Origin of the sequence: Shouchella patagoniensis (assembly GCF_002019705.1) — a bacterium.
Taxonomy (GTDB): domain Bacteria; phylum Bacillota; class Bacilli; order Bacillales; family Bacillaceae_D; genus Shouchella; species Shouchella patagoniensis.
Window position 1 is genome coordinate 1,159,031 of record NZ_KV917377.1, and the last position, 22,525, is coordinate 1,181,555.

The following is a 22,525-nucleotide window of genomic DNA, read 5'->3' on the forward strand; positions in this document are numbered from 1 at the left end:
AGGGCTGCGGATCCCTCAATCGCCAGCAGCCCTCTTTTTTTATTTAGTTGATTCTTCTCCTTCGGCATTCCGTTCAACTTCCATTCCCGTTTCTGGAATATAACCCATTTCTGGAATCAGCGTTTCTTGGACAAAATCTCCCATTAGATAATCAATAAAAGCTTTGGTTAAACCTTCTGGTTCACCGTTAGTGTAAGAGTGCATATATGCCCAGATTGGATAATCTCCAGTCATGACGTTCTCATCAGTCTGTTCAACACCATCCACTGACATTGGTAGCACTGTTCCTTCTTCATCATAGTAAGAAAAAGCAAGGTATCCAATTGCACCTGGAGTTTCACCAATAATTTGCTTAACTGTACTTGAGGAATCCTCTGTTATCGCGCCTGCTGTAGGCTCGTTTCCTTCAAGTCCATAATTCACAAACGTATCACGCGTACCTGATGAGTCAGGACGGTTCACTAGAACAATCTCTTGGTCTTCCCCGCCAAGCTCGCTCCAGTTCGTAATTTCTCCAGTAAAAACATCAATCAATTCTTCTGTCGTAATATCATCTACACCAACCTCTGGATGTGCAGCTGGACCCATACCAACAACAGCAATTCGATGATCTACTAAATCTTCAGCCGGGATATCTTGCTTCTCTTCTGCAAATACATCAGAGTTCCCAATTTGCACTTGTCCACTTGCAATTGAAGAGAGTCCCTGACCAGATCCCCCAGCTTGCACCGAAATACTCGCTTCCGTATTCTCATTCATAAACTCTTCACTTGCAGCTGCAATTAAAGGTTCCATCGCGCTCGATCCAGCAACAAGAATGCTGCCTGATACTTCTTCAGCGTTCGCATTCCCTTCACTACTAGTAGAATCTCCGTTTTCTCCTGTATTTGTATCGTCATCTGCTCCACAAGCTGCTGCTGTCAGAAGAAAGGCTGCAAATATTGTACCTAATTTTATCTTTTTCATTTTCGTTTCTCCCCCTATACCTAACCGTTATCGGTCTTACAAGCCTAAGTATAGAGCCCATGTATTAAGCTGATTTATAGGAAGTGTTAAGCTTTTGTAAATGAATTGATTCAGCCATATAAAAAAGCAGCGCTTAAAGCGCTGCTTTTCCTTTTTTACGATTGTTCTTTTGTCGGACCGTATACACCAGGAACAGTTAATCCTGCTTGACGGAGCAATACTGTCATTTGACCACGGTGATGCGTTTGGTGACTAATTAATAAACGTAGAATTGTTCCCTTAGGCATTTTAGTTCCAAATGAATCAACTCTTTCCACAATGGAGTTGTCGTCTAATTGGTTTTCTACAGCTTGAGCAACAGCCTCACTTATTTTACGATAGGAAGCCAAAATAACTTCTGCAGAGCTAGGTTGTGTGTCTGCAAGTTCTACGTCTAACTTGAGTCCCACTTCACCAGCAAAAAATGCAGGCGTGGTTGTTAAATGCCAACCTAGCCAGCCCAGAGTGCTGTGACCTTCTTCAATGGCTTGTCCTAATTTTTCATCTGTCACTGCCTCAAGCACAGCCTCTGTCTGCGCTGCTTCTTGTTTCCATTCTTGTAAAAAATCATTTACTTGGCGATACATCTCAATCATCTCCCTTTGAAGCTAATACATTTTTAAGTATATAAAAACGCAAGGTACAGTTGCAACTAACCGATCTTTTGCCATAAATTACTTTGTTCAAATAACCTTGCTAAGCGTAATAGCAATTGCTCTTGACCTTTAGCTGCCATTGCTTGCACTCCAATTGGAAGCCCATCATCACTAGTATAAAGTGGAAGAGAAATGGCTGGCTGCCCTGTTAGATTAGCAAGTTGCGTAAATGGTGTATAGGTTAAACTAGGAAGAAACATTTCATAAACCAAATCGAGTTGATCATTCACATTCAACCGTACCACTGTATCTTTTAAAGCTATTTCATTTTCAGTGCTTGGCGTGAGTTCTCCTATTCGCGGTGCCGTTTTTGCAGTCGCCGGTGTCAAATAAAGGTCATAATCCTCATGAAAACGCGTTGTAATAGCTGCTGCTTCATCCCACGCTAGTAAACTTCTCGCATAAGAAGCAGCACGTACGTTTTGACCACATGAGGCGAGGACCCACGATTCTGTTTCAAATTCTTCAGCCAGTAACTCTCTTCCGATTATTTTTTCGAGCCTCTCCTTTAAACTGGCCATTTCTCCCGCATTCATTAAATAATATTGTCTCATTAACTCCATACCATCTATTTTGGGTGCTTTTTCCTCCACCTCATGTCCTTGCTCTTCTAAAAAGCGCACAGCTTTCAATACTGCTTCTTTTGCAATTCGATCTACATCCGTTCCAACAGGAGAGTCTACTGAGTAGGCTATCCTGAGCTTGCCAAGTTGCTGATCCAACACTTTTTCATACCCTTCACGAAATAAAGGTGTGTGGAAAGCAGCTTCCGGCTGATGTACTTGTAGTACATCAAGCGCTCTTGCACTATCTCTGACCGACCTCGTTAATACAAAGTCGATTGCAGCTCCTTGCCACTGTCGTCCCACCCCAGGTCCTACCGGTGTTCTCCCCCGAGTTGGTTTTAATCCCAAAACCCCCGTAAATGAGGCAGGAATTCGTATAGAACCCCCTCCATCACTAGCACCAGCCATTGGCACAATCCCACTTGCAACCGCTGCGGCCGCGCCACCACTTGATCCCCCTGGCGAATAGTTTAAATTTATTGGATTTTTCGCTGGTCCATGTAGTTTTGGCTCCGTAATGTTCTTCAAACCAAACTCTGGGGCATTTGTATGACCAGCCATCAATAACCCAGCATTTTGTAACGTACTTGTATAGAAGCTTGTCTTTTTGGCAAGTGCATGTTGGAACAATGCTGTTCCAGATGTCATCGGCTCATTTTTGAGTGCTTGTGAAGAATCTTTTAATAAAAAAGGAACCCCAGCAAACGATTGATTGACATTCACATGCTGAGCTTCATTATAGACAGCTTCTGGTCTGGTTGATACGACAGCGTTTAAGCATGACCATGCACGAATCGCATCAAATGTAGCATCCAACAATTCGTTTGGGTGAATTTCATTCGTTCTTATTAGTTCTGATAATCCTATAGCATCATATCTTTTATATTCAGCATACTTCATTTATATCACCATCCTCACTCTAAGTATAATGTAGAAAGCGCCGTCATGCAGACGGCATACATCAGGTCTTTTTTTCGCTTACACAGGCTTGCAAAAATGTTCGAAATAGATTTCTAGAAAATGGATCACTCATATTTTCCGGATGCCATTGTACACCTAATTGGAAAGTAGATTCAGTCGTTTCAATTGCTTCGATAACATTATCGTTGGTCCATGCAGAAACTTTAAATGTTGCCGGTACGCGACGAATTGCCTGATGGTGAAAACTATTTACATAAGCCTCTTCATTTTTCGCAATTTGTTTAATTAATGAATGTTCTGCTAAATAAATTTTATGACTACCATAAGAACGTGGAGCAAGCTGTTTATGTTGAATTAACGTTCCTTCATATTGCGCTTGTAAATCTTGAAACATGTCTCCACCCGCCGCTAGTGCTAATACTTGCATTCCACGACAAATTGCAAGAATTGGTTTCTTCAGATGAATTGCGGCTTTCGCTAATGCAAACTCAAATGCATCTCGCTCTGGCGTAATCCCACCAAGTGCAGGATGAGGATCTTCATTAAACAAGGCAGGATTGATATCACCACCTCCTGTGAGCAAAAGACCATCAAGAATGGAAACATAGCTATATGCCTTTTCCGGTTCGATGTTAGGTAAAATAAATGGTAAAGTGTCCATTTTATTAACCGCTGCTACGTTGTCCAATGCCGTACTTAATCTCCCTTTATCAACAATCGAGGACGTTATACCGATTGTTATGCTCATTGGCATCTCCACTCCCTTTTATTCTATTTATTACATTATGCATTTAGTTCATCTTAATTGCACTCATAAAGTTGACATTAATATCGGGTTTCGCTACGCTTTGGACGGAAGAAGATAACAAGAAAGGATTTTCACAAATGAAGCACATTGTAGTAATCGGGGGAGGAATTCTCGGAAGTTCTACCTCTTTTCATTTAGCCAACCAAGGCATGGCAGTTACACAAATTGATGAGAACCATTTAGGTAAGGCAACCGACGCCGCCGCAGGTATTGTTTGTCCGTGGCTTTCAAAACGTCGTAATCAAGCCTGGTATCAACTTGTAAAGGCCGGGGCAGCTTATTACCCAGAGCTCATTCAAAAGCTAGCTAACAATGGTCAACATCACACTGGTTATAAAAGATCGGGTGCACTTTGGCTTCACGATGACTCACGTTCATTAACCGATGCACTTGAACGAGTGAAAACAAAACGATTGGATGCACCGGAAATCGGTGAACTTGCGTTATTAAACTCTGAGCAAGTCCAAGAACAGTTTCCACCTTTAGCAAAACGTTTTGGCGCTGTTCATGTTGGTGGTGCAGCAAGAGTGGACGGAAGAGCTCTTAATCATTCACTCCAAGAAGCGGCTAAAAACCACGGTGCCAAACATATAAAAGGAAAAGCAACGCTACTACGGAGCCAAACAAATGCTTTAACGGTGTGCGCGAATGACAAACCTATTTCATGCGACGGCATCGTTATTGCGGCAGGGGCATGGGCAAAAGAATTGCTTGAACCTATTGGACTAAAAATCGAGGTGAAAGAACAGAAAGCACAAATCGTTCATTTGCAAACAAATGCCGACACCTCTAATTGGCCAGTAATTATTCCACCTGGAAATCAATACTTATTAGCTTTTGAAGGTGGAAAAATTGTTGCTGGAGCCACTCATGAAGATGATACAAACTTTAACTCCGCTGTCACAGCAGGAGGCATGCATGACATCTTTAATAAATTGCTTGATATTGCACCTGGACTATCTGAGGCAGAGTGGACTGAAACTCGTGTTGGATTTAGACCAGTCGTCCCTCATTTTTTACCCGTTTTTGGTGAACTACCCAACTTTCAAAACGTCTGGTTCGCAAATGGTCTTGGATCAAGCGGGTTAACAACCGGTCCGTATATTGGGGCATTACTTGCAAATCTCATTAGCGGCCAATCAAGCCCATTTAACCGAACCTCCTACGATGTATCTTCAATTATGTAGGTTTGTTTCGCTCATCTTCAGGTATCCTTCTTACAGTAAGAGGAGGTGCCTTTGATGGGCTTTTATGATGATATTGATACCGACACTGATTTCCGTAAGGAACCTCATAAATACCGAGTTAGTAGAGGTGAGCAAGGGGCGCTAATGATCGAACCGTATAAAAGTGAAATTCTACCCCACTGGCAATTTAAAACTGCAGCAATTGCAGAAAAGTCGTCTGAAGAAATTTTTGAATTGTATTGTAAATATAAAGAGGATGACAATTTTGTCGGAATGGATATGGCTCGAAAATTTTTGCAGATGGGCTATACTCGCGCAAGACGTTATGCAAACTATCCTGGCGGAAAGAAATATAATAAAAATGGAGCTGTGAATGAGCGTGAAATTGATAAAGAAAAAGCTAAATCTGCTTCAATTTTTGAGAAAAAGTGGATTTTAGTTCGGGAAGACAAAACCTATTTAAAAAAGAAAAAAGCGCATCAGCGCATGTTCGGCTGATACACCCCTTGAAATGTTAGTAGCTCTTTTAAAGCTAACATATCCATTCTAATAACTCTCTTTAATGATGGATTATAAAAAACAGCTGCTGGATGGAACGTTGGAAACAATACATGCTTTTCCCCAATCCGCTCCAATCTATTTGCTTCTAATGATGGTAATTTTAATAATTGTGTACAAAAAGCTTGCCCATGAACGTTCTTAAGAGATAATTCGTTACCAGTTAGTCGCTTTAACGCAATTGCACCTAGCGTAACAATTACCTTTGGCTTCATAATTGCAATCGTTTCGTCTAGTAAAGGGGCATGAGCGAGTACTTCTTTTTGCGTAGGTGTTCGATTCGCTCTTTGCTTAATAGGTTTGAGCTTGCTTTTATCGTCATGCTTATAGGGGCGACTTCTGACTGTACTTGTTACGTAAATATCGTCTCTCGTTAATGCCAACTCTGATAAGTACTCATTTAAGCTCGCCCCCGCTTTACCAGTGAAAGGTTTCTGCGTAGTTAGCTCATCTCTACCTGGAGCTTCTCCAACAAATAAAAGATCAGCTTTGCTATTCCCTCCCCCAAGTAAAAAACCTTCACAAGGGTATGACTTAAGTCGCTCTACGCAACACTTAACTAATTCTGTATCTATCATCATATCTTCTTTTTTTCTCGAATCCGAATATGTTCAAAGATTAATGCCAGTTGAGTAATACCTTGCTTTCTCTCTTTTTCTGTTTGTGGCCAAGCAATTATGTGATTCAGTCGTTCCATCTCTCTTTGCTCGTCCTTCGTAAAGCACAATAGCCTCACTTCCTCTTCTTAAGTAAACAAACCATCATTAGTATAGACAGCTGCTCCATTTATAAACGTTTGCTTAACCGATGTACCTGCCGCAAGAGGAGCTCCTGTCCAAATAACAATGTCTGCATCTTTCTCGACTTCAATTGTTCCCAAACGAGACTCCAATTGTAGATGCTCAGCTGCTCTTATCGTTATTGCTTCCATCATCTTCTCTTCTGAAATTCCATATTTCAAGGCATGGGAGGCGGTTGTAATGAGATGTTCAATCGGAACGACTGGATGATCGGTTGTTATTGAAAAAGGAACTTCCTTTGCCGCAAAACATTGGACAGTCTCCCAACTTTTATGAGCAAGCTCTTGTTTTGAACGTGCCGAAAAAGTTGGACCAATTGTAAATCGAAAACCGCTTTCAGCAAGCTCTTTTGCAACTAAATGTCCTTCTGTTACATGTTCAAGGGTCATTTGAATTGAAAATTCATTCGCAATTCGAAGCATCGTGATGATGTCGTCAGCTCGATGAACATGAACACGCATTGGCAATGTTCCTTCAACAACAGGTATTAGTTGTTCCATTCCTAAATCACGAAATTCAATTTTGCCCTGCCTCTTTTTTATAGCATAATCTTGCGCTTTCATTAATTCTTGCCTCAATACAGCTGCCACACCCATTCTAGTTGCAGGTGATTTTCCTTTTGCTCCATACACTCGTTTTGGATTTTCACCTAATGCAGCCTTCATTGCTGATGGCGCTTGCACGATCATTTCATCAACAGTATAACCTACCGTTTTAATGACACAGGTCTCTCCTCCAATGACGTTTGCACTTCCTGGCAACACTTGGACAGTAGTAATTCCCGCTTTTCTTGCATCGGCAAAACCACTATCAAAAGGATTAATTGCATCAATCGCTCTTACTTCAGGTGTACACGGATTGACCGTTTCATTAAAATCATGCCCATCTCCTCCTATGTCTTGTGTGTGGACACCAAGATGTGTATGTACATCAATAAAGCCAGGTGTAACCCAGCACCCTTTGGCATCAACTACTGCCGTATCATCTGAAATAGGAAGATTATCACCGACCTCTTTAATCAGGTTCCCTTCAATGATTACTGTTTGAGCTTTTGGTTTTTCACCTGTTGCCGTCCAAACAATTCCGTTTACGATTGCTTTTCTCATCTATCATTCCTCCTCCTCTAGATTCTATCAACTTTTTTCTGGTATATGTAAAAACACCGCAGCCTATTTTGGCTAACGGTGCTTTGGTTCAATTTTATCTTGCAGTTCTTTGATTAGCGCCTCCGCACCTTCTTTACTTAATACAATGTTCCCATTAGCTAATGCTAGATTCTCGTCGGAGCTTTCTCCAGTCACCATGCAGGCTTTGTATGGTTGATATTTTTCTAACACGATTTGGTCTCCATCAATTAAAATCGCAAGAGGTGTCTTAATTTCTATATTCAACATACTACGCAGTTCTTTAGGAATCACGATCCTTCCTAATTGATCTAATTTCCTCACAATTCCAGTTGATTTCATTATTTTTCATCTCCCTTTATACAATTCCTATATTTCCCTTTTTTCACGTATACATCTAGTTTACTTCATCTTTTTCCGTTTTAATAGCCTATTCGACGAAATTAGTGTTAAGTCGTAGCGGAATTCCAGAAGCTGCTAAACGCGCTAGTACTTTATGATCATTTTTCAGATAAGTAAATTCGACAAAAAAACCTTATTGCCAAAAGCAATAAGGTTTTTTACTTATGCTGGATAAACGCTCACTTGTTTGCGATCGCGTCCAACACGCTCATATTTCACAACGCCGTCAACTTTAGCAAACAACGTATCGTCGCCGCCTTTGCCAACATTTATACCAGGGTAAACGCGTGTACCGCGTTGACGTACTAGAATTGATCCGCCTGTTACAGCTTGACCGTCTGAACGTTTAGCACCAAGACGTTTAGAACGTGAATCACGTCCGTTCTTTGTACTACCTACCCCTTTTTTCGATGCGAAAAATTGAAGGTCCATTCTCAACATGAAAGTCACCTCCTGTCTATTTCAACAGTAATAAATGAACGATAAGTCTCTTCCATTGATAAAAGCGATAATTCTAACCCCTTCATCAATAGTTGGACATCTTCGTATTTGCGCGGGCTAAGCCCGTCTGGGACAGCACACTCTAGATAACCACCCTCACCTGCTGTATCAACCACGACGTCAACATTGCACAACGCATGGATAGCATTTACTGTTCCAATTGAAACAGCCGATGCTCCAGCACAGACAATATCTTGACCGTGAGGACCAGCTTCTGCATGGCCACTCATCGTAAAGCCGATAATATCACCATGCAGACTATGCTGTATACGTACATCAATCATCGGGATTAACCGTTAATTTTGCCGATTACAACTTTAGTATAAGGTTGGCGATGACCTTGCTTACGACGATAGTTCTTTTTCGCTTTCATTTTGTAGACGATGATTTTCTTGTTACGGCCGTGTTTTTCAACTGTACCTGTAACAGATGCACCGTCCACAAATGGAGCTCCAACTTTTGCTGAGTCTCCACCTACGAAAAGGACTTTGTCAAAGCTCACTTCTGCGCCAGCCTCTGCGTCTAATTTCTCAACGTAGATTTCTTGACCTTCTACTACTTTGATTTGTTTTCCACCAGTTTCAATAATTGCGTACATCTCTGCACCTCCTCATAACATCAGACTCGCCATTATAGGCAGGAAACATCCATTTAACACCTAATCTGCGCGGTTGTAAGTTCATTGGGTGCGATCCAAATCACTAACAAATCTCATCTTAGCATAAGCAAGCTCATAGTGTCAATCCTGTTCTATTAAGGCTTTATAGCGATTTTCTGCTTCAATAAGTGAGCCCGAAAAAACAATCTCAAACGGATGGATGATGGACAATGTTGGTTGTTCCGATAAATATAGTGTTGCCCCAGTCCATGCCTCAAGTCTTTTTTTCTGTTTTCCATCTGTTCCTGTTAATAACTGGCATATAGTGGGAGTAGCTTGGACGACAATTGCTTCACTATGAAGATCTAGAATTAGACGCTCTAATTCAAATGCATGAGCATAATCTGACTTCATGCTACCAGACCCATCACATACAAGACAATCGACTGTTAAACTTTGCCGCATAGACAATCTTGTCTTTTTACGAGTCATCTCAAAAAGACCGAGCTGAGTAAACCCTCTTATACTTGTACGAATTCGATCTTTTTTTAAGTTTTTTTCCATAACTAACTCAACTTGGCGCCTTGCAGCATCATCTTTCATATCAATAAAGTCAATAACGATGATGCCACTAAAATTTCGAAGCCTAATTTGCTTGCATACTTCCACTGCTGCAAGTTTATTAACAGTTAGGGCCGTATCTGACTGTTTCGTTTTGCCCGTATACTTGCCAGAGTTCACATCAATAACAACCATTGCTTCTGTCTCATCAATTACAATAAAAGCACCATTTTTAAGCCATATCCGTCGTTTCATTGCTTTGCTTAACTCATGATCAATACGCTCTAATTGGAAAGAACCTCCTTGATGTGGATGGAGTCTCACTTTTTTTGCCCAAGCACTACCAGCTAAACGCTTGATAAGCCTGTAATCTTCTAAATCGTCCACAATCCATTCATCTAAAGAATCAGATAGATAACTTGTTAACATTGTTTCTATCAACGTTGAAGATTGATACATCAAAAAAGGAGCCTTTCCTTGTTTATGCTGTGTATGCGTCTCGTGCCAAAGAGAACGTAAGAATATCAGTTCTTCTTTAATCTCCTCGACCTTAGAATCCACAGCCTGCGTTCTTATAATGACACCTTCTTTCGCTTCTAAACTGCTAGAAAACACCTCACTTAAATGCATTCTTTTTTCCTCTGACTCGATCCGTCTTGAAACGGCAATATACCCTGCTTCAGGCATATAAACAATTTGCCTTCCAGGAATTGCTACAACGCCAGTCAGACGAGGTCCTTTTGTTCCTACCCCCTCTTTTGTAACTTGGACAGCGATTTCCATTCCGGAAGATATATAGCTAGAGATGTTGTTGTTTTCTTTATTACTTGATTCATCTAAATGGTATGAGAGTAATTCATCACGATGGAGAAATCCATTTTTTTCAAGCCCAATATCAACAAATGCCGCTTGCATTCCAGGAAGGACTTTTTCTACCTTCCCCTTAAAGACACTGCCTACAAGCTGCGGTAACTCATCGCTTTCTAAAAACCATTCGACCACTTCTCGATCTTCAAGTAGTACCGCTTCTCTCTTGTTAATGCCTTTGGTCATCATTATTGTCTGCTTCATTTAACCGTACTCCTTTTTTTATCCCTTCCATTGTACGCGAAGCAAATAGCAGAAACAATCTTAAAGCGACGTTGTGAGAATAGTTTGAATCGGCGTATGAAGCCTTCCGTGAAAATATGCATCTAACACCGTTTTTTCGTCAACTAAAACAGTCTCTGGTTTTTCTTTTAATTTAAATGTATGACGCCTGTTTCTAGTTAGTTGCTCAACTGCATCTCGCACTAAAGTGTTTTGCTTTAACTCAATTATCTTTGTTGTCCGTACTGAATCGTCATTCTGCTTGGCCATTAAAAACCTCATAAAGCGGTAGTTTCTCTGCTTTACTTCTAAATAATTCGCTGTAAGAAGAAACAGTAAAATGACCATAATGTTTAAATGAAACGGGAAAAAACATAGCCCAATCAGCCCTAAAAGTAGGCAAGTAAACGATGTAATTAATGTAATTCTTAAAGCTTTTTTATACGGGTACAAACTTAACCACAAAAGCTGTAACAAACGACCTCCATCTAATGGATAGATTGGTAGTAAGTTAAACAACAAAATAGCCACGTTATGACTTATAAATAATTGATGGTCAGTATAGGACCAAAAAGATTGCCCAACAAGGATAAAGGATAAAGCCATCATCCAAGCATGTTGCATCGGTCCAGCCAGTACAATAATAACTTCTTCCATTATTGTCCTTAACCCTTTTGCTTCAATCTCAGCAGCCCCTCCAAATGGTAGCAACTCGATCTTCTTAATTTGCCATCCGAAATAACTAGCTGCGACAGCATGGCCCATTTCATGGACAAATACAACTGCTAGGATCATTAACACCTCTTTAAACCGCCCAGTTGCAACTCCTGCAGCAATAATAATCCAAAACAGAGGATGTATCCGCACTTTCGTGAGCGAACTAATCAAATTTAATCACTTCGCTTGGATTGATGTAGTTCCCTCCTTGCTTTATCGCAAAATAAAATAGCCCAGATTGCTCATTATCCGGTTCCGTTACCGTTCCCAGTGCAGCTCCACTTTTAACAATGTCATATGGCTGAACCATTACTTCATTGAGCATTCCATAAATCGAAGTAGTACCATCTGGGTGCTGTAATTCAACCATGTTACCAAGGTCGGAGTGGTCCTCAGCCGTAATGCGTAAAACGTGACCTCCTTTAACAGCCTTGACTTCTTCTCCAGCACCTGTTTCAAGTAATATTCCTTCTCCATCCTCTTCAAAGCTTTCTCTAATTGTCCCTGAAGCTGGCACAGCATAATCTAAATACTCTGCTTCTGGTTCAGTCGCACGCTGATCAGGCAAGAGCTTAAGCGGAGACCCAAAGTTTCTTTCAAAGAAATCAGAGACAGCCGCAAATTGAAAGTGATCTTCAAATGCTCCTTTAACCACCGCCTGGGCAGGTTCAATTCTTCCATCATTTGATTGGTATACAATTCCAATTGCAAAAAATATGCACGCTGATATGACCATCTGCAATAAAAAGCGATTTAATCCACTAGATTTTTCTGATGAAGATGTTACTAATTCTTTTTTCTCTACCTTTACTGATTGCTGGAGATTTCTCTTTTGTTTAGGCTCTATAAGCCTCCTTGCTTTCAACTGCCGTTTAATCCGTTTACGAGTATCCATCTTAAACCTCTCCCTTTATCTATTAGAAAACTCTTGTGACTGGCTAAAACGTTTTCCGCCTTATTCCATCGTATGACTTGTCCTCGCAGGGTATTCAGGTTAATAATAAGTTATATCGGGAAGAGAACTAAGAGGAGTGATAAAATGAAAAATCGCCAGATAGGCAAATCAGATATCTATGTTAGCGAACTTGGGCTCGGCGCTATGTCATTTGGGAACGACCAAAAACAAATCAATCATATTATAAATGAAGCACTGGATTTAGGAATTAATTATGTGGACACTGCTGACTTATACGCGTTTGGTGAGAATGAACAAAGGCTAGGAGAAGCAATAAAAGGAAAACGAAATCAATTCATTATCGCCTCAAAAGCTGGAAATCGCTTCACAAAAGGTAAAGACGAGTGGGAGTGGGACCCTTCAAAAAAGCATATAAAAGAAGCAATTAAAGGAAGTCTTAAGAGGCTACAGCTTGACTATCTAGACTTGTACCAACTCCACGGTGGAACAATTGATGACCCCATCGACGAAACAATTGAAGCGTTTGAAGAATTAAAAAAAGAGGGCCTCATCCGCGAGTATGGAATTTCTTCTATTCGACCAAACGTAATTCGCAAGTATGTTGAGCAATCATCAATCGTTTCTGTAATGATGCAATATAGCATCCTTGACCGCCGGCCTGAAGAATATTTTCAGTTCTTAAGTGAACACAATATTAGCGTTGTAACAAGAGGTTCGATCGCTAAAGGGATTTTAAGTCAACGCTCACTACAATCGCTCTCTGTTGCAAAAGATGGATACTTAACGTATACGATCCGTGAAATTGAACAGCTACGTGACGTCTTATTACAGACTTACGGAAAAGAATATTCATTAACTAAAATTGCACTTGACTATTGTTTATCTCACACTCCAGTTGCATCAGTTGTAGCAGGAGCAAGCAGCATTGAACAATTAAGACAAAATGCCAATGCGGTAACAGAACCACCAATATCAGAAGATGTGTTAAAGAACGTGGCAAGGATTGCAAAGCAAAGCTTTTATGAACAACACCGTAGTTAAACGAACAGGCGCTAAACCACTTAAGAGGTTTAGCGCCTGTTTATCTTTATAATGTGTTTACTTTATTGGTAGAGCTACTGTTTACATATAGCGCTTGTCGCACACGGACTGCAACTAATCCAGCCACGATGGCCTTTAGACTATCTCCTGGAACAAAGACTAGATTTAATTTCATAGCCTCACTAAATGAGAACGCCGTAGTTAGTGATAAATAACCCGCTCCACAAATATAAAGCACGCAAATTCCAGCGGCTATATTGACTAAAATTAGTTTCCAAGCAGTTAACCGTTTAGAATAACGAACAAATAAGCCGATAAGAAAAGCAACTAAGATCCAGCCAAAAACAAACCCGCCTGTCGGACCAAAGAGTACACCAATACCACCTCTTCCACCGGATAAAAGAGGCACAGAACAAGCAATTAAAATAATAAACAAAATCATTGATAATGCGCCTCGTTTTGCTCCAAGTATAGCTCCCGCTAACATGGGAGCGATTGATTGAATAGTTATTGGTATAGGAGTAATTGGAACTACGATGGGCGGTACAGCTCCTAATACTGCTGTAATCGCAGTCATCATTGCAATCATGCTAAGGTTTTTAATTGACATAATATATGTACCCTTTCTCTTTTTTTTAACTATACGAAGACTGCTTATATATGTCAACCTTTTTATAAAAATGGTTAACAAACAACTTGAGAACTTGACTTTGTTAAAACGTGTCGCTTATGATTAAAATAGTGGATTGTTAACGGGGAAAAGAGGGGTAATATGAGGCGTAAGCATGGTAGTGCTGAAATAGGAATGGCAGATATTTCTGGCATGAACGCAGTATGGCAGCAGGCAATCGCAAAATCAAGCGTTCAAGTAAACCGTGAGCTCTATGAAAGCCTGCAACGCGGCCCCCTACATGACAGGAACGTTTTAGAAAATGCTCGATTTGCCGGGACTTTAGCGGCTAAAAATACAGCGTCTATCTTACCATTTTGCCATACAAAGCATTTAACGCTTATTCATATTTATTTTGAATGGAAAGTTGGTTCCGGTGTATGGGAATTATCTATTCAAGCAGAAATTAAAGCAAAGCATCCAAACCCAGTGGACACTGAAGCGATGGTGGCTGCTTCAGTAGCGGCGCTATCGATTTATGATTCTAGCAAAATGATATCAAAAAGCATCGTCCTTGGTCCTACTTATCTTTCCAGAAAAGGTACATAATGAAAAGAAAGCAGAACACGTAAACAACGTGTTCTGCTTTCTTCTTTTTCCTAACAACAAAATTAACGTACACCAAACAAACGCTTGATTTTTGAGAATACCGTATCTGATTCTTCAATAGCCATAAGCGGAATCGTCTCTCCTAGAATACGTCTAGCAATATTCCGATAAGCGATAGATGCTTTGCTTGTTGTATGTAACGCTATTGGCTCTCCTTTATTTGACTGCTTAATCACTTGATCATCATCCAAAACAATACCTAGTAGATCAATAGCAAGGACGGATGTAATCTCATCAACATCAAGCATTTCACCATTCTTCACCAAATGTGTGCGGATACGGTTAACCACTAAACGCGGACGTTCAATGTCCTCTTGCTCAAGCAAACCGATAATTCGATCGGCATCCCGCACAGCAGACACTTCAGGTGTAGTTACCACTATGGCTTTATCTGCACCAGCCACGGCATTTCTAAACCCATGTTCAATGCCCGCTGGACAATCAATAATTACATAATCGTAATCTTCTTTGAGTTCCTCAACTAGTGTTTTCATTTGCTTTGGCAAAACGTCCGTTTTATCTTTTGTTTGTGCCGCAGGCAACAAGTATAAATAATCAAACCGTTTATCTTTAATTAGAGCTTGTTGCAACTTGCAACGTCCCTCAACAACGTCAACTAAATCATAAATAATCCGGTTCTCCAGTCCCATGACAACATCGAGATTCCGCAGGCCAATGTCTGCGTCGATTAAGCATACTTTCTTGCCTTCAAGAGCAAGTGAAGTTCCAATATTTGCTGATGTAGTCGTTTTTCCTACACCGCCCTTGCCGCTCGTTATCACGATTGCTTCGCCCACGCTCATTTCCCCCTTCTATCTTCCATCCAATCTAGGAAACTGCTTCCTTGATGCCTACATCTAAAAGGCGCTGGACCTTCTCCAAACGAATTCCTTCGTTTTCATTATCCACAAAAGCAGCTTGCATTTGCACATCTTCATGAGCTTCATCTGCAAAATGGATCCATTGATCGGCAATATGTAAGCTAGTTGGCATCATTGCTGACGCACAAATAAGTGTATCACAATTCCCTTCATAACCAGCGTGGGCTTTACCTTTTAAAGCCCCCATTACATAGATACTACCAGTAGCCGTCAACAATCCACCAGGGTTTATATCTCCTACTAATAAGACGTTCCCCTTAATATGAACGACCTGTCCTGATCGTATCATTCGCGTCAAAGTAGTTGTTTGTGCATGCTCTTTCATTGCTTGAGCTTCTTCCAGCGTAACAACAGCAGATTCATACTGCTCAATCCGTAAAGGACTTCCTTCTGTTATTACTTCTTCAAGCTTTTGTTGATCTGTTTGAGTTAAATAACGATTCCCTAAATCAATTTTCACAAAAACGTGGGGATCATTTTTTTCGCCTTTATAATAATTGGATGAGAGCTTTTCTTTAAGTTCTTCCACTAACTGATCAAATGAACAACGATCATCTAGAAGAAAAGTTAAGCCATCCTTCGTTCCTTTTATCGTGACGAGTGATTTTGCTTGTGACATTACGCATTCACCTCTGCTTACTACCATTGTACGATCATTTTAGACTAATTCCACATTCTTTGAACAAACTCCTGCTTTAACGATCTCTAAAGCTCGCCTGCTCATTCACATGATAAACAAGTTTACGAAAAGGCAATACAGTTAAAATCGCGAAAGCACTATTAAGGATTAATGTTGGCAGCAACCTGTCCAAGAAAAACAAACTACCTGATAGATCTGCAACACCAAGTGCGTAAAAGATGCCAAACTGGTAATACTCGAATAGAAACACACCAATAATACAAAGCATAACAGCCCAAAGAGCTGATTCTTTCACAGCTTTTAAAGGGACAGCGAATACATACCCTAGACATGCGAAACCAAACATATATATCCCTAAATAATTTGTATAAACAATATCATATATTAACCCAAATACTAGGCCATATACGAGACCAGCTTGTTTCCCTGAATACAGACCGATCAAAACGATTGCCATCAATGAAAACCTCGGAACGATGTACTGAGAAGGATCGGTATAGTTTTGCAATGTGTACGGCAGAAGTGTCCCCTCTGCCACGAGAAGAATTAATAGAACGAAAGAGAGATAGGCTCTACTCATTCATCTTCACCTTCTTCAAGCAACTCCCCGTCCATTGATGGTAAATGACGTTGAACAATAAAAACATAATCTAAAGCAGAAAAATCAGCAGTGGATTTAATATAGATGTTTTGTGACAATCCGTATTCATCCACTTCTACATATTCCACTTCGCCTATTAGGAGCCCAGATGGATATACATCTCCAAGACCTGATGTCGTAACCCTGTCTCCTTCATTAATCTCACTTTCCACATCCACTTTCCGCATAATAAGTAAATCATTGTCTACATCATATCCCTCAATAAATCCAATCGCTGGATCCTCTTCATCATCTTCAAGCAATACTTGTGCTGAGACACGATTTGTCGGATCGTTATCGCTTAGTAACTGAACATATGACGTAAACTTGCTCGCTTGGCTAATCTTGCCAACCAGACCACCTTGTGCATCAATAACAGCCATATCACTAGAAATATCGTCAGACTCGCCCCGGTTCACGCCAATATATTGTTCCCAAGCATCTGGGGAGCGGTTAATAACAACTGCCGATACACGTGAGTAGTCACCTAGCCGTTCATCAATTTCAAGCATGCCACGCAATCGTTCGTTCTCTTCTTCGAGTAAATCTTTCTCCACTGAGATCCGAGTATACTCTTCTAAGCGCGTCCGCAGAAGTTGATTTTCTTCATACATATTCATAATTTCTTGCGTATTTTCATAAATACCACTGAAAAAATGAGCCGGTTTGGAGACTAGATTTTGAACCCAACCCACGGCATCACGCATAATTTGTTCTGGTTCTGATAGGTTCCGGTCGCCTCTCGCCGAAAAGCCTATAAGCGCCATCAAAATAATAATGCTGACCAATAAAACAATAAGCTTTTTGTTGGAGAAAAATGACCTCATTCCTTACTCCTTTATTTCCAATCTGCTCTTGCTGAACCTGCTTTAGAGCGGAACAAATGAATGTTTTCCAATGCTTTTCCAGTTCCAATAGCAACACAATCAAGCGGCTCTTCAGCTACAATTACTGGCATATTTGTCTCTTCACTAAGTACTTTGTCCAAATTTCTTAGTAGCGCTCCCCCACCTGTTAGAACAATTCCTCGATCCATAATATCTGCTGCCAGTTCTGGAGGTGATTGTTCAAGTGTATTTTTTACGGCTTCTATGATTGTATCAACCGTATCAGAAAGAGCACTTGAAATTTCTTTTGATGTAACTGTGATGGTTTTAGGTAAACCTGTCAATAAATCACGTCCACGAATATCCATTTCTTCATTTGATTCTGTATCAGGGCTTGCTGAACCAATTTCTAATTTTAATGTTTCAGATGTACGCTCACCAATCATCAAGTTATACGTTTTCTTCACGTATTGAATAATTGCATCATCCATCTCATCTCCTGCAACACGAATCGATTGACTTGTTACAATGCCACCAAGGGAAATAATTGCTACTTCCGTTGTACCACCACCGATATCAACAACCATACTACCCGTCGGTTCCCATACCGGAAGATTTGCACCAATAGCCGCTGCAAATGGTTCTTCAAGCGTGTACGCTTCCTTCGCGCCAGCTTGCTTTGTTGCATCCTCAACCGCTCGCTTTTCCACAGCGGTGATGCCTGATGGAACGCAAACCATAACTGCTGGCTTCCGACTAAACATCGAACTGTTTTTCATTGCTTGTTGAATAAAATATTTTAACATTGTCGCTGTTGTATCAAAATCAGCAATGACTCCATCTTTCATTGGGCGAACAGCCACGATATTACCTGGAGTACGCCCAATCATATTCTTTGCGTCATTCCCTACAGCTTGAATGGAGTTCGTATCCGTACGAAGCGCAACCACTGAAGGTTCTCTTAACACAATCCCTTTTCCTTTTGTGTACACTAGTGTATTTGCTGTTCCTAAATCAATTCCAATATCTCTGCTTCCAAACATGTTTATATAGACTGTATAACCAACAAGCAACTATTGCTGCAATCTAACCTAATGGTTAAACAGTCATCCTCCCTTAATTACACGTAGGTTCGTGTCTAATTATTTTTTATCATCATTTTTTATCAAAGAAACTCATATGTTGTCGCTAAGTAAACTCATACCCTTTATTATATCGAATAACAACCAAAAAAAATAGCCTTAAAGTTCCCCAGGCAAAAAAATCTATTTAGGCTTCACATGGATCTTCAACCAGGCAAAAAACCTCTTTCTTTGAGACTGACAAAACAATCATCTCCAGTAATAATATGATCTAAAAGAGTAATGCCGAGAATCTTCCCCGCCTCATTCAAACGCTTGGTAACACTGATGTCTTCAGGACTAGGTGCGGGGTCGCCGCTCGGATGGTTATGGAGGCAAATGAGGGCTGCAGATGAAGTTCGCAACGCTTCTTTAAATACTTCTCTAGGATGAACGATACTTGCATTTAGACTTCCAATAAAGAGGGTTTTTTGCTTTATTACATGATTTTTTGTATTTAAGTATAAAGCGACAAAATGTTCTTGCTGCAGATTGCGTACATCATCCATGAGGAGCTGGACCGCGTCTTCAGGGGAAGTAATAACTGCACGTTCAACTCGATTTTCACGTTGAATACGTTTGCCTAATTCGATTGCTGCCGCTAATTCAATTGCTTTTGCGAAGCCAATTCCTCGAATTGTTTGAATCTCTTCAATGGAAGCCTCACTTAGCTGCGCCAATGTTGAAAACCGCATTAAGAGGTCTGAAGCAACATGGAGCGCGGAAAATTCTTTAGTCCCTGAACGAAGCAGTAAGGCGATAATTTCCTGATTGGATAGCGCCTTTGCTCCTTCGCGCGCAAATCTTTCCCTTGGTCGCTCTGTTTGCGGTACATCACGTATAAATACCGTCACCAATAGAGCCTCCTTTTAAGAAATATGAGGGTAAATCTGAAAGCGCTCAAGCTCTTCTACTGTTCTTGAAAGAGGGAGACCCGCAACCGTATAAAAATCTCCTTCTAAGCGAGATACAAACATCCCACCTAGGCTCTGAATACCATAAGCCCCAGCTTTATCCATCGAATCGTCAGAGCGCAAATAACGATCAAGTTGCTCAGTCGTTATAGATGTCATTGTTACTTTGGCAATCTCATAAAAAACACGAACCTGTTCGCCTTTCACAATCGCAACTCCTGTACAGACATCGTGGGTGTTTCCTGAAAGAAGCATTAACATTTCTCGGGCCTCTTGTTTTGACCGAGGTTTTCCTAATAGGTTGCCTTTATAAGACACCACCGTATCAGCACCAAGGACAACCGAGTTTTGATTTGATGCCGCAACATGTTTTGCTTTTCGAAGTGCTAGCGTGCAGACGACCTCTTTAAGTGGTAGTCCTTCTTGAATTGTTTCATCAACATTACTTGGGATAACGGAAAATTGGTAGTGGCACTGCTTTAAAAAATCACTACGCCTCGGGGAATTGGAGGCTAAAAGAAGGGTATTCATTATAGTCACCTCTACATTCTATTCTCTATCTTGTACAGGTCTATCTTAGTATATCAATACTTCTTAAGCAAAAACAAGACGTTTATTAGCAAAAGACGTTCAACTAATTATTTCGCATCTAATGGAGCGGCATTGATTGTTCACCTATAAGAAAAACGAAAGCGGGATCAGATGAATTGGCGACCAACAACCTACATTCACTACAATCAAAAAAACTTGTCGACAACTCCTTTTAATGGGTATTTGTCGACAAGCTACACAACTAAAAACCTTTATTATAAATACTGATCAAACCAACTAGTAATAGCATTTAATCGCTCTATTCGCAAATTTGGTTTTCCACTACGAGATAACTCATGATTTGATTGTGGAAATCGAATAAAACGAGTTTCCTTTTCTTGCTTTTTTAAAGCAATAAATAATTGCTCCGCTTGCTCAATTGGGCATCGTAAATCATTTTCACCATGTAAGATTAATAGCGGAGTGTTAATTGCTTTTACATATTTTAACGGAGAATGTTCCCAAAGTGTTTCAATATCAGTTAGATTCGCCTTTATTTGCCATTCAGAGAAATAGTAACCAATATCACTAACCCCATAAAAACTAATCCAATTAGAAATGGACCTTTGAGTGACAGCAGCTTTGAACCGATCCGTATGACCAACTACCCAGTTAGTCATAAACCCTCCATAGCTGCCACCCGTTATTCCTAAACGATTTATGTCAATCCAGTTATGTTCTTCTATTGCATAATCAAGTATGTCCATCAAATCTTGAAAATCACCATTCCCATAGTCACCACGCACTGCATCAACAAATGATTGACCGTACCCGAGTCCTCCTCTTGGGTTTGTAAATAATACCCCATATCCTTTTGCTGTAAGCACTTGAAATTCATGAAAATATGTTTTTGCATACATAGCATGTGGACCACCATGCACTTCTAAAATCAGTGGGTACGTTTGCCCTTTTTGTAATTCATTTGGTTTCATTATCCAGCCGTCAACAAAGCTTCCATCTTTTCGAGTTAAGCGAATTGGCTCGGGTAGGTTAATTTCATATGTTTGCTCTATTTCTATATTGAGAGCAGTCATAGGATCTAGTGTTCCAACTGCAGCGTTTAAACGGTATGCTTCACTTGGTTTATTAATGTCACTATACGTAATCACCATTTCCTCATTTTGCACAGCGAACCCGTTAACATGTCCTTCGAGGGTAGAAAGCTTTTGTACTGAACCATCCAGTTGGTAAGACCATAAATTCACATGACCTTGATCTGAAACAAGCGTGAATATAGCATTTCCATCTTTTGAAAACCTAAGTTGATTAGTAGATCCTGTATTCTGTAGAAAATCCCCTACAACAGCATCACCTATCCATACATCTGTAGCTCCTGATAGACTCTGGCTAGATTTTGAGTGTAGATCAAAAAGGTATAAGGAAGGTTGAGTAGCATTTTCATATTCTCTATAATCACCTAAAAGAACGACATGCTGGCCGTTAGGTGAGACAGCACCTCCTTTTAGGGCTAAGGGTTCTTTTGTAATCATTGTCTCTTCTAGTGTTTTAATGTCAATAAACCAGACATCCGAACAAAAAGCGAAATCCCGATTAGCACTTCGGTTCGCCGCAACTAATACAGCATTAGAATCAGCGGAAAAATCGAGTAATTGAACATCATAAGGGGCTTTCGTCAGCCACTTCTGCTCACCGTTATTTAAATCTAAGACCCCAACTTGCACCACGCTACCGTCATGTAACCCTCTTGCATCTGATTTGTATTTCATTTCATCTACAATAACCGGTATTGGTATATCAGTTGCAGTATCTTCATTTGTTTTTTCTTCTCGCATCGACGTATAGGCAATTTTATCCCCGCCTTGGGACCAAACAAACGAAAGTACCCCTTGTTTTTCATCTGTAAGTTGCTTTGCATCAGCCAACCCATCTTTAACGAACAATTGCAATTTACCGGAACGATTGGACATAAACGCAAGCTTTTCTCCTGCAGGAGCCCATTTAGGAGTTATATTTTTGTCTTCTCCGTACGTTAGTTGTACGGTTTCTTGTTTACATTCAGATGGATTAAACGAATGTAAGTTTGCTATGTAATCATTTTTTTCTTGATTCATTTCTGTGACTACAACCACAGCTACCTTTCCATCTGATGATAATGTGGGATTGGTTACTGTCTTAAGTTCAAATAATGATTCTGCTTTCAATTGCTTCATTTTTCCCCTCC

General features: G+C 40.3%; 27 protein-coding genes and 1 other annotated feature. Of the genes, 4 read left to right on the forward strand and 23 right to left on the reverse strand.

Features of this window, described 5'->3' with window-relative positions; all coding sequences use genetic code 11:
• Window positions 1-39: 39 nt before the first annotated feature.
• The 4 genes from BK584_RS06275 to BK584_RS06290 form a co-directional block, all read right to left on the reverse strand.
• The gene (locus tag BK584_RS06275; RefSeq protein WP_078391803.1) at window positions 40-966 is read right to left on the reverse strand and encodes a phosphate ABC transporter substrate-binding protein; all 927 of its coding nucleotides are present in this window, start codon (window positions 964-966) and stop codon (window positions 40-42) included.
• A gap of 155 nt (window positions 967-1,121) precedes the next feature.
• The gene (locus BK584_RS06280) at window positions 1,122-1,592 is read right to left on the reverse strand and encodes a DinB family protein (RefSeq protein ID WP_078391804.1); all 471 of its coding nucleotides are present in this window, start codon (window positions 1,590-1,592) and stop codon (window positions 1,122-1,124) included.
• 65 nt (window positions 1,593-1,657) lie between these two features.
• The gene (locus tag BK584_RS06285) at window positions 1,658-3,127 is read right to left on the reverse strand and encodes an amidase family protein (protein WP_078391805.1); all 1,470 of its coding nucleotides are present in this window, start codon (window positions 3,125-3,127) and stop codon (window positions 1,658-1,660) included.
• 61 nt (window positions 3,128-3,188) lie between these two features.
• A complete protein-coding gene (locus tag BK584_RS06290) occupies window positions 3,189-3,896 on the reverse strand; it encodes a gamma-glutamyl-gamma-aminobutyrate hydrolase family protein (protein ID WP_078395434.1) in 708 nt (235 codons plus the stop codon).
• A gap of 137 nt (window positions 3,897-4,033) precedes the next feature.
• Between BK584_RS06290 and BK584_RS06295 the strand changes: the two genes are divergently transcribed.
• Together BK584_RS06295 and BK584_RS06300 are read left to right on the forward strand one after the other, a co-directional pair.
• Window positions 4,034-5,143, forward strand: a complete 1,110-nt coding sequence (locus BK584_RS06295) for an NAD(P)/FAD-dependent oxidoreductase (protein WP_078391806.1) — start codon at window positions 4,034-4,036, stop codon at window positions 5,141-5,143.
• 54 nt (window positions 5,144-5,197) lie between these two features.
• Window positions 5,198-5,641 (forward strand): DUF4385 domain-containing protein, encoded by a 444-nt coding sequence (locus BK584_RS06300; RefSeq protein WP_078391807.1) that lies wholly within the window; start codon window positions 5,198-5,200, stop codon window positions 5,639-5,641.
• On the opposite strand, the gene BK584_RS06305 is transcribed toward BK584_RS06300, so the two are convergent.
• From BK584_RS06305 to BK584_RS06345, 10 genes are all read right to left on the reverse strand, one after another.
• Window positions 5,623-6,279 carry a uracil-DNA glycosylase gene (locus BK584_RS06305; protein WP_169871093.1) on the reverse strand — a complete coding sequence of 219 codons (657 nt, stop codon included), beginning with the start codon at window positions 6,277-6,279 and terminating at the stop codon, window positions 5,623-5,625. The genes BK584_RS06300 and BK584_RS06305 overlap by 19 nt on opposite strands.
• Window positions 6,279-6,428, reverse strand: a complete 150-nt coding sequence (locus BK584_RS24495) for a hypothetical protein (RefSeq protein ID WP_169871095.1) — start codon at window positions 6,426-6,428, stop codon at window positions 6,279-6,281. Before BK584_RS24495 ends, BK584_RS06305 begins: the two co-directional genes overlap by 1 nt.
• Window positions 6,429-6,446: 18 nt before the next feature.
• Entirely contained in the window at window positions 6,447-7,607 is a 1,161-nt protein-coding gene (locus tag BK584_RS06310; protein WP_078391809.1) for an amidohydrolase, read from the reverse strand.
• Between the two features lie 72 nt (window positions 7,608-7,679).
• Window positions 7,680-7,967, reverse strand: a complete 288-nt coding sequence (locus BK584_RS06315; RefSeq protein WP_078391810.1) for an AbrB/MazE/SpoVT family DNA-binding domain-containing protein — start codon at window positions 7,965-7,967, stop codon at window positions 7,680-7,682.
• Window positions 7,968-8,189: 222 nt separating this feature from the next.
• On the reverse strand, window positions 8,190-8,468 hold the full coding sequence (gene rpmA / locus BK584_RS06320; RefSeq protein ID WP_078391811.1) for a 50S ribosomal protein L27: 279 nt from the start codon (window positions 8,466-8,468) through the stop codon (window positions 8,190-8,192).
• A gap of 5 nt (window positions 8,469-8,473) precedes the next feature.
• Window positions 8,474-8,812, reverse strand: a complete 339-nt coding sequence (locus tag BK584_RS06325; RefSeq protein WP_078391812.1) for a ribosomal-processing cysteine protease Prp — start codon at window positions 8,810-8,812, stop codon at window positions 8,474-8,476.
• 5 nt (window positions 8,813-8,817) lie between these two features.
• On the reverse strand, window positions 8,818-9,126 hold the full coding sequence (gene rplU, locus BK584_RS06330; protein ID WP_054706797.1) for a 50S ribosomal protein L21: 309 nt from the start codon (window positions 9,124-9,126) through the stop codon (window positions 8,818-8,820).
• A gap of 12 nt (window positions 9,127-9,138) precedes the next feature.
• Window positions 9,139-9,211, reverse strand: a sequence feature (ribosomal protein L21 leader region).
• 56 nt (window positions 9,212-9,267) lie between these two features.
• On the reverse strand, window positions 9,268-10,758 hold the full coding sequence (locus BK584_RS06335) for an Rne/Rng family ribonuclease (protein WP_078391813.1): 1,491 nt from the start codon (window positions 10,756-10,758) through the stop codon (window positions 9,268-9,270).
• A gap of 60 nt (window positions 10,759-10,818) precedes the next feature.
• Window positions 10,819-11,664, reverse strand: a complete 846-nt coding sequence (locus tag BK584_RS06340) for a M50 family metallopeptidase (protein ID WP_078391814.1) — start codon at window positions 11,662-11,664, stop codon at window positions 10,819-10,821.
• The gene (locus BK584_RS06345; RefSeq protein ID WP_078391815.1) at window positions 11,657-12,388 is read right to left on the reverse strand and encodes a M23 family metallopeptidase; all 732 of its coding nucleotides are present in this window, start codon (window positions 12,386-12,388) and stop codon (window positions 11,657-11,659) included. Before BK584_RS06345 ends, BK584_RS06340 begins: the two co-directional genes overlap by 8 nt.
• A gap of 144 nt (window positions 12,389-12,532) precedes the next feature.
• Between BK584_RS06345 and BK584_RS06350 the strand changes: the two genes are divergently transcribed.
• Window positions 12,533-13,450: an aldo/keto reductase gene (locus BK584_RS06350; RefSeq protein ID WP_078391816.1), complete on the forward strand. Its 918-nt coding sequence runs from the start codon at window positions 12,533-12,535 to the stop codon at window positions 13,448-13,450.
• 46 nt (window positions 13,451-13,496) lie between these two features.
• On the opposite strand, the gene BK584_RS06355 is transcribed toward BK584_RS06350, so the two are convergent.
• Complete coding sequence (locus BK584_RS06355; protein ID WP_078391817.1) at window positions 13,497-14,060, reverse strand: biotin transporter BioY; 564 nt, start codon at window positions 14,058-14,060, stop codon at window positions 13,497-13,499.
• A 162-nt stretch (window positions 14,061-14,222) separates the two neighbouring features.
• Between BK584_RS06355 and BK584_RS06360 the strand changes: the two genes are divergently transcribed.
• The gene (locus tag BK584_RS06360; RefSeq protein WP_078391818.1) at window positions 14,223-14,669 is read left to right on the forward strand and encodes a cyclic pyranopterin monophosphate synthase MoaC; all 447 of its coding nucleotides are present in this window, start codon (window positions 14,223-14,225) and stop codon (window positions 14,667-14,669) included.
• Window positions 14,670-14,731: 62 nt separating this feature from the next.
• Here BK584_RS06360 and minD read toward each other — a convergent pair whose 3' ends face one another.
• The 8 genes from minD to BK584_RS06400 form a co-directional block, all read right to left on the reverse strand.
• Complete coding sequence (gene minD, locus BK584_RS06365; protein ID WP_078391819.1) at window positions 14,732-15,526, reverse strand: septum site-determining protein MinD; 795 nt, start codon at window positions 15,524-15,526, stop codon at window positions 14,732-14,734.
• A 31-nt stretch (window positions 15,527-15,557) separates the two neighbouring features.
• Window positions 15,558-16,229: a septum site-determining protein MinC gene (minC, locus tag BK584_RS06370; protein ID WP_078391820.1), complete on the reverse strand. Its 672-nt coding sequence runs from the start codon at window positions 16,227-16,229 to the stop codon at window positions 15,558-15,560.
• Between the two features lie 76 nt (window positions 16,230-16,305).
• Window positions 16,306-16,830, reverse strand: coding sequence for a rod shape-determining protein MreD (gene mreD / locus BK584_RS06375; RefSeq protein WP_078391821.1), 525 nt, complete (start codon window positions 16,828-16,830; stop codon window positions 16,306-16,308).
• Window positions 16,827-17,717, reverse strand: a complete 891-nt coding sequence (gene mreC / locus BK584_RS06380; protein ID WP_078391822.1) for a rod shape-determining protein MreC — start codon at window positions 17,715-17,717, stop codon at window positions 16,827-16,829. Before mreC ends, mreD begins: the two co-directional genes overlap by 4 nt.
• A gap of 11 nt (window positions 17,718-17,728) precedes the next feature.
• Complete coding sequence (locus tag BK584_RS06385) at window positions 17,729-18,760, reverse strand: rod shape-determining protein (protein WP_078395437.1); 1,032 nt, start codon at window positions 18,758-18,760, stop codon at window positions 17,729-17,731.
• A gap of 245 nt (window positions 18,761-19,005) precedes the next feature.
• Window positions 19,006-19,692, reverse strand: coding sequence for a RadC family protein (radC, locus tag BK584_RS06390; protein WP_078391823.1), 687 nt, complete (start codon window positions 19,690-19,692; stop codon window positions 19,006-19,008).
• A 15-nt stretch (window positions 19,693-19,707) separates the two neighbouring features.
• Window positions 19,708-20,283, reverse strand: coding sequence for a Maf family protein (locus BK584_RS06395; RefSeq protein ID WP_078391824.1), 576 nt, complete (start codon window positions 20,281-20,283; stop codon window positions 19,708-19,710).
• 275 nt (window positions 20,284-20,558) lie between these two features.
• Window positions 20,559-22,514 (reverse strand): S9 family peptidase, encoded by a 1,956-nt coding sequence (locus tag BK584_RS06400; protein ID WP_078391825.1) that lies wholly within the window; start codon window positions 22,512-22,514, stop codon window positions 20,559-20,561.
• Window positions 22,515-22,525 lie beyond the last annotated feature (11 nt).